This is a genomic window from Trinickia sp. (assembly GCF_051954495.1).
In the GTDB taxonomy this organism is placed as follows: domain Bacteria; phylum Pseudomonadota; class Gammaproteobacteria; order Burkholderiales; family Burkholderiaceae; genus Trinickia.
Window position 1 is genome coordinate 47,327 of the sequence record NZ_JBQCHR010000017.1, and the last position, 6,588, is coordinate 53,914.

Annotated in this window: 6 protein-coding genes and 1 pseudogene; 3 read left to right on the top strand and 4 right to left on the bottom strand. The window is 67.5% G+C overall.

Annotated features, from left to right (window positions below; translation table 11 throughout):
• Positions 1 to 92 precede the first annotated feature (92 nt).
• Positions 93 to 716 carry a ParA family protein gene (locus tag ACTHNR_RS02095; RefSeq protein ID WP_440545769.1) on the top strand — a complete coding sequence of 208 codons (624 nt, stop codon included), beginning with the start codon at positions 93 to 95 and terminating at the stop codon, positions 714 to 716.
• Positions 717 to 777: 61 nt separating this feature from the next.
• Here the strand turns inward: ACTHNR_RS02095 and panD are convergent, their stop codons facing one another.
• The 4 genes from panD to ACTHNR_RS02115 form a co-directional block, all read right to left on the bottom strand.
• Positions 778 to 1,164 carry an aspartate 1-decarboxylase gene (gene panD / locus ACTHNR_RS02100; RefSeq protein WP_440545771.1) on the bottom strand — a complete coding sequence of 129 codons (387 nt, stop codon included), beginning with the start codon at positions 1,162 to 1,164 and terminating at the stop codon, positions 778 to 780.
• Positions 1,165 to 1,231: 67 nt separating this feature from the next.
• Complete coding sequence (gene panC, locus ACTHNR_RS02105; RefSeq protein ID WP_440545772.1) at positions 1,232 to 2,065, bottom strand: pantoate--beta-alanine ligase; 834 nt, start codon at positions 2,063 to 2,065, stop codon at positions 1,232 to 1,234.
• A 137-nt stretch (positions 2,066 to 2,202) separates the two neighbouring features.
• Positions 2,203 to 3,072 carry a segregation and condensation protein A gene (locus ACTHNR_RS02110; RefSeq protein ID WP_440545773.1) on the bottom strand — a complete coding sequence of 290 codons (870 nt, stop codon included), beginning with the start codon at positions 3,070 to 3,072 and terminating at the stop codon, positions 2,203 to 2,205.
• Between the two features lie 2 nt (positions 3,073 to 3,074).
• Positions 3,075 to 3,263, bottom strand: a complete 189-nt coding sequence (locus ACTHNR_RS02115) for a DUF3460 family protein (protein ID WP_440545774.1) — start codon at positions 3,261 to 3,263, stop codon at positions 3,075 to 3,077.
• A gap of 348 nt (positions 3,264 to 3,611) precedes the next feature.
• Between ACTHNR_RS02115 and ACTHNR_RS02120 the strand changes: the two genes are divergently transcribed.
• Positions 3,612 to 5,351, top strand: coding sequence for an autotransporter assembly complex protein TamA (locus ACTHNR_RS02120; RefSeq protein ID WP_440545778.1), 1,740 nt, complete (start codon positions 3,612 to 3,614; stop codon positions 5,349 to 5,351).
• A 33-nt stretch (positions 5,352 to 5,384) separates the two neighbouring features.
• Positions 5,385 to 6,588, top strand: a pseudogene (locus ACTHNR_RS02125) (hypothetical protein); the annotation flags it as partial.

Genomic DNA, 6,588 nt, shown 5'->3' on the forward strand with positions numbered 1-6,588 from the left:
TGATTTGCCGATATTATCGGGACCTGCGATGCATTTTGATAGCGTAACGGGCTAACCGGCCGCGCCACGCGGCCTTCTACTCGGGAGTGTTCATGACGGTGATCGTGGTAGCGAACCCCAAAGGCGGCGTGGGCAAGAGCACGTTGTCGACGAACTTGGCGGGCGCCTTCGCGGCGAACGGCGAATGGGTGGCGCTGGCCGATCTCGATCGGCAGCAGTCGTCGCATGGCTGGCTCGCGCTACGGCCGGAAGGCTTGCCGCCCATCGAAGCGTGGCGCTTCGACCCGGACGCCCCATCCAAGCCGCCCAGGGGCCTCGAGCGCGCCGTAGTCGACACGCCCGCGGGACTGCACGGCGCGCGGCTTGCCGCGGCGCTCGACTTGGCCGACAAGGTCGTCGTTCCACTGCAGCCGTCGATGTTCGACATTCTTGCGACGCAGCATTTTCTCGAGCGGCTGGCGAAGGAAAAGGCCGTCCGCAAGGGGGACATCGAAGTCGGCGTGGTCGGCATGCGCGTGGACGCGCGCACGCGCTCGGCCGAGCAGCTGCATCGATTCGTGGAGGGCCTGGCGCTGCCCGTGCTCGGCTTTCTGCGCGATACGCAGAATTACGTGCAGCTGGCGGCGCACGGCCTGACGCTCTGGGACGTGCCGCAAAGCCGCGTGGAGAAAGACCTCGAACAGTGGGAGCCGATCACGGCGTGGGCCGCCAAGTAAGTGATCGGTCGACGGTCGGTCGCCGGTCGGTCGCCGCGACCGACCGGGCGCTCGATACGCCTTAGGTCCAGCTCTGAACCGGCACGTGGCCGCGGCTGCCCTTCATCTTGTTTTCCTCGTCGACGAACACGAGCTTCGGTTCCCAACCCGCCTTGAGTTCGGCGTCGTCGACCATCGCGAACGCCGCGATGATCACGAGGTCGCCGAGCTGCGCGCGGCGGGCGGCCGAGCCGTTCAGCGAGATCATGCCGCTGCCGCGCTCGCCCCGGATCGCGTAGGTCGAAAAACGCTCGCCGTTGTTGATGTTCCAGATATCGATGCGCTCGTTCTCGACGATGCCCGATGCATCGAGCAAGTCTTCGTCGATCGCGCACGAGCCTTCGTAGTGCAGCTCGCAATGGGTGACGACGGCGCGGTGAATCTTCGATTTGAGCATGTGTCGCTGCATGATCTTTCCTTCGGACTTCAGACTTCGTAGGGTTGCCCCGCGGCCCAGCGGTCAGGCGGCGGGCAACTTAGATTTCGAGGTTGTCGATGAGGCGAGTCGCACCGAGTTTCGCGGCCGCGAGCACGACGAGCGGAGCGTCGAGTTCGTGGGCAGCGGGCGCGAGCAGGTCCGCGCGCTTGCGCACGGCGATATAGTCGGGCTGCCAGCCGCGGGCGGCGAGGCTTTGCATGGCTTCGCGCTCGATCGCGGCGAAATCGCGCCGGCCGGACAGGACGGCGTCGCGCACGCGCGCGAGCGTGCCCGCGAGCATCGGCGCCTCGATGCGCTCCGCTTCGGTCAGATAGCGATTGCGCGAGCTGAGCGCGAGCCCGTCCGTATCGCGCACGGTTTCCGCGGCCACGATCTCGGTCGGCAAGGCGAACTGCTGGCACATCTGCCGCACGATCATGAGTTGCTGATAGTCCTTCTTGCCGAACACGGCCACGCGCGGCTGCACGCACGACATCAGCTTCATGACGACGGTGCACACGCCCGTGAAGAAGCCGGGGCGAAACTCGCCTTCGAGAATATCGCCCAAGTCGTGCGGCGGATGGACGCGGTACTCCTGCGGCTGCGGATACATGTCGCGCTCGGTCGGCGCGAACAGGACGTAAACGTTTTCTTTCTGCAGCTTATCGATATCCGCCTCCAGCGTGCGCGGATATTTGTCGAAATCCTCGTTCGGTCCAAACTGCAGACGATTGACGAAGATGCTCGCGACGACCGGGTCGCCGTGCTGCCGCGCAAGGCGCATCAGCGACAGGTGGCCTTCATGAAGATTGCCCATCGTCGGGACGAAGGCCGTACGGTTTTGGCCGCGCAACTGGTCGCGCAATTCCTGAATCGAGCTGATGACTTTCATAGGCGGGTACGTTGGGCGGTACGAGGCGCGCGCGAAGCCCTACGAGTTGAAGGCGCGCCGATTGTAGTGGATTTGGCGGCCCCTGACATCGACAAAGCGGTGGCTCGACGACAACCGGGCGGCGCGGCGTTCGCCCGTTATGCGGGCAGATACGCGAGACGGACGTAAATCGGTGCAAACGGTTCGGGCTGGGTAATTTCCACCAGCGATTCGCGCGCCAGCTCCAGCATGGCGATGAAGTTGACGACCACGACCGGCACGCCTCGCGTGACGTCGAAAAGATCGGAAAACTCCACGAAGCGCACGTTCTGCAACCGCCGCAGAATCAGGCTCATATGCTCGCGCACCGATAGCTCCTCGCGCGAGATCTTGTGATGCTGTACGAGCTTGGCGCGTTTGAGGACATCGGCCCATGCCGCGCGCAGGTCGTCCATCGCCACGTCCGGAAACCGCGGCGCCATGCTTTGCTCGATATAGACCTCGGCGCGCAGGAAGTCGCGCCCGAGCTGCGGCAGCTGATCGAGCCGCTGCGCCGCGAGTTTCATGCGCTCGTACTCGAGCAGGCGGCGCACCAGTTCGGCCCGCGGATCCTCGGGCTCCTCGCCCGTGTCGGCTTTCTTCACCGGCAACAGCATGCGCGACTTGATCTCGATGAGCATCGCGGCCATCAGCAGATACTCGGATGCGAGCTCGAGATTCGTTTTGCGCAGTTGCTCGACATAGCCGAGGTACTGCGCCGTGACGTCGGCCATCGGGATGTCGAGCACGTTGAAGTTCTGCTTGCGGATCAGGTACAGCAGCAGATCGAGCGGACCTTCGAACGTCTCGAGAAACACCTCGAGCGCATCGGGCGGGATGTAGAGATCCTGCGGCAGCTTGAACAGCGGCTCGCCGTATAGGCGAGCGAACGCAATGCCGTCGACGGTATCGGGCGTCGTATCGGTCGAAGGCGCGGTCAGCGCCGCGTCGGGCGTGGGCCCGCGCTGCCCTTCGTCGGCGGCGTTCACGCTTAGAAGTTCTGGTAGTAGACGTACGGGGTCTGCTTCACGCGCGATTGCTGCTGAGCGGAACGCTCTTCGAGATCGATCGGCTGCTTGTCCCACAGCAGCGCGCGGCCGCGACGCTGATCGGCTTCCAGCGTGGGCTTTTGCTCCTTGAGCTGATTGATGAATTGCGTGATGTCCGATTGATACAGCATGATGCGATCATCCTAAAAATAGGGTCGGGTCAGGTCGGGCCGGCTCGGGCGCCGCCCGACCATGAGCAAGCTGGGATTTTAGCGCATGCGCCGGGGTGCGGAACACCGTGCGCCGCCGCGCGTCGAACCGCGGGCACGCGAATCGCTCCGCGCGGCCCGGGCGCGGGCCCATCGGCGCTTCGCGCGCGGCAAGGGCCCGATGCGCCGATCGTTATGGTCAAATGTCCGCTTTTGTCGCGGCACGGGCGCGGCTCGCTGCGTCGTTCAACGTCTGGGAGGTTCTGTTTGCGGGTAGCCGTGATCGATTCGTCTCGCACCGGCCGCGGCCCACGCCGCGCGGCGGCCAAGGTGCGGCCGTCATGGCTCGCGTTCGCGCTCGGCGTGCTGCTCGCCGTGTCGGCCGCGCCCGCGTGGGCGAAGTACGACGTCACGATCGATGCGCCGCGCTCGGTGCGGAAGTTGCTCGAAAAGCATCTCGATCTCGCGCGCTTCGCGTCGCGCGACGATGTCACCGACGATCAATTCGACTTTCTGATCACGGCCACCCCGCAGCAGGTGCGCGATCTGGCCGCGACGGACGGCTATTTTTCCCCGGTGGTGCGCACCGACGTGCGTGCCGGCCAAAAGGGCAAGAAGGAGGTCACGGTGCATGTCGACCCTGGCCCGAGGACGATCGTCTCGTCGGTCGAACTCACGTTCAGGGGCCCCGTCGAGCAAGAAGCGCCCACGCGGGAAAACGCGGCGCGGTTCGCGTTCTCGCTGCACACGGGCGATCCGTTCACGCAGTCCGCCTGGACCGATGCCAAGGATGCCGCGCTGAAGGCGCTGCAAGCTCGCCGCTACCTCGGCGCCAAGATCGCGCAGTCGCAAGCGCGCATCGATCCTCGCACGCGGCAGGCGGCCTTGTCCGTCACGTTCGAGAGCGGCCCGACATTTACGATGGGCGCGCTCGACGTCTCGGGCGTGCGCCGCTATCCGGGCCGTATCGTCACCAACGTCAATCCGCTTGCGGTCGGCGAAGTGTACGACGCCGAGCGCATCGCCGAACTGCAGCGGCAGCTGCAAAACACGCCGTACTACGCGAGCGTGGCGATCGACGTCGACAGCGACGTCGCCAAGCCGAACGACGCGCCGATCCACGTAAAGGTGAGCGAGTACCCGTACAACAGCGTGCGCAGCGGCGTCGGCTACGCGACCGATACGGGCGCGCACGTGCAGGGCGCCTACACCTACCTCGATACTTTCGGCGCGGCATGGCCGCTTTCGGTCCAAGGCCGGCTCGATCAGATCCAGCAATACGGCCAGGTGCAGCTCGCGATGCCGCCCGGCCCGCGGGGCTGGGTCAACGCGGCGCTCGCGTCGTATACGAACACTCAAGTCTCCGGCACGCGTATCTACAGCGCGCGCGCCGGTCTGCAGCGCACGCGAACCGCGCAGTTCATCGACTACGCTTATTCGATCCAGTACTACGCCGACCGGCTCGACCAGAACGCCGCCGGGCCGACGACGAGCCATGCGCTGGTGCCGCAATGGTCGTGGACGCGGCGCAACGTCGACGATCCGCTGTTCCCGCGCAAGGGCAATCTGCTGCATGTCGAAGCCGGCTTTGCCGTCAAGGGTTTCGCCACCGACCAAACGTTCGGGCGCGGGTATGCGCGCGGCGTGCAGTACGTGCCGCTGTTCAAGCGCGACTTGTTTCTCGTGCGCGCCGAACTGGGGGGCGTGTTCACGAGCGGCGGCTCCGCGGGCATTCCGGCGTCGCTGCTGTTTCGCGCGGGAGGCTCGAACTCCGTTCGAGGCTACGGCTTCCAAAGCATCGGCAACAACGTCGACGGATCGGTCTTGCCTACCAAGTATCTGCTGACCGCCACGGCGGAGTATCAGCACTGGTTTACGCACGACTGGGGCGCGGCCGCGTTCTACGACATCGGCACGGCGGCGGACGCCTGGGGCGAGCGGGTCTTTTATCCGGGCGCGGGCTTGGGCGTGCGCTGGCGCAGCCCCGTGGGGCCGATCAACGTCGATCTCGCGTACGGCATCCGCAATCGCAGCGTGCGGCCGTATTTGACGCTCGGCATCGCTTTCTGACACTTCGTCTCGCTCGCTTGGGAATGTTCTCGCATGACGCATGATTCGCCGCCACCGCCGCACGACGACGCCCCGGGCCCTGCCGGTGAGGGCGAGGACCGGGCGCGCGCGGCAGCGGCGGGGGAAGTGGGCGCGCCGCACGAGCCCGGCGCACCGAAGCGTACGCATCGCGGCCGGCGCGTGGCCGCTTGGACCGCGGGGGTGCTCGTTCTGCTTGCTGCCGGCATCGCGGCCGCGACGTATGGCGCGCTCGCCACCGAGCCGGGCGCGCGGCTCGTTTGGCGCGCAGCCGTCGCGGCGACAGGGGCGCGCTTGTCCGGCACGTTCGAAGGCGGCACGCTTGCTGAAGGCGTGAGGCTCGCCGACGTTCGTTGGCGGGACGCGGCCGGGCCGAAGGGCGCCCCGCCCACCGACATACGGATCGATCGTCTATCGGGCAGGTGGGCGCTGACGCGCTCGCCTTGGCGGCTTACCGTACAGGCGCTGCATGCCGACACGATCGACGCCCGGTTGGCGCCGTCCAAGAGCACCGCGCCGACGCCGCTGCCCGCCGACCTTCGCCTGCCGATGGAACTCGACCTGCGTGCGCTGAGCATCGATAAGCTGCTGGTGCGCAACGGCGCGGCGACGACGGAAATCGATCGATTGCGGGTCCATGGCCGGAGCGACGGCCGCCATCACACGCTGTCGCTCGACGGCCTCGAGACGGGCTACGGCGCGCTTGCGGCCCACGTGGCGCTCGACGGCGCGCGGCCTTTCCCGCTGACAGGGGCGCTCTGCGCCACGGGTACCCTGGCCGGCGAGCCGTCGCAGCTGCGGGCGACGCTCTCCGGCACCCTCGAATCGCTCGTCGCCGATGCAACCGCCAGCGGTATGAAGCTGGCGGGGCGGGCGCATATCGAGGCGACGCCGTTTGCGGCCGTGCCGCTCGAGCGGGCCACGATCGCCCTCGATCACGTCGACCCGCGCGTGCTCAGCGCGGGCGCGCCGCAGGCGGATTTATCGCTGACCGCGACGCTCGCGCCCGTGCCCGGCGCGGGGCCGCTCGTCGTCGCGGGGCCCGTCGCGATCGTCAACGCGGCGCCGGGGCCGCTCGGCGAGCATCGCCTGCCGCTGGGGGGGGGGGCGCCCCCCCCGGGGGGGCCCCCCCCCCCGCCCCCGCGGGGCGCCGCGGCGCGAAACCCGCAGGGCACACCCCCCCCCCCACCCGGGGGGGCGCCCGCCCCCCGGGCCCGGG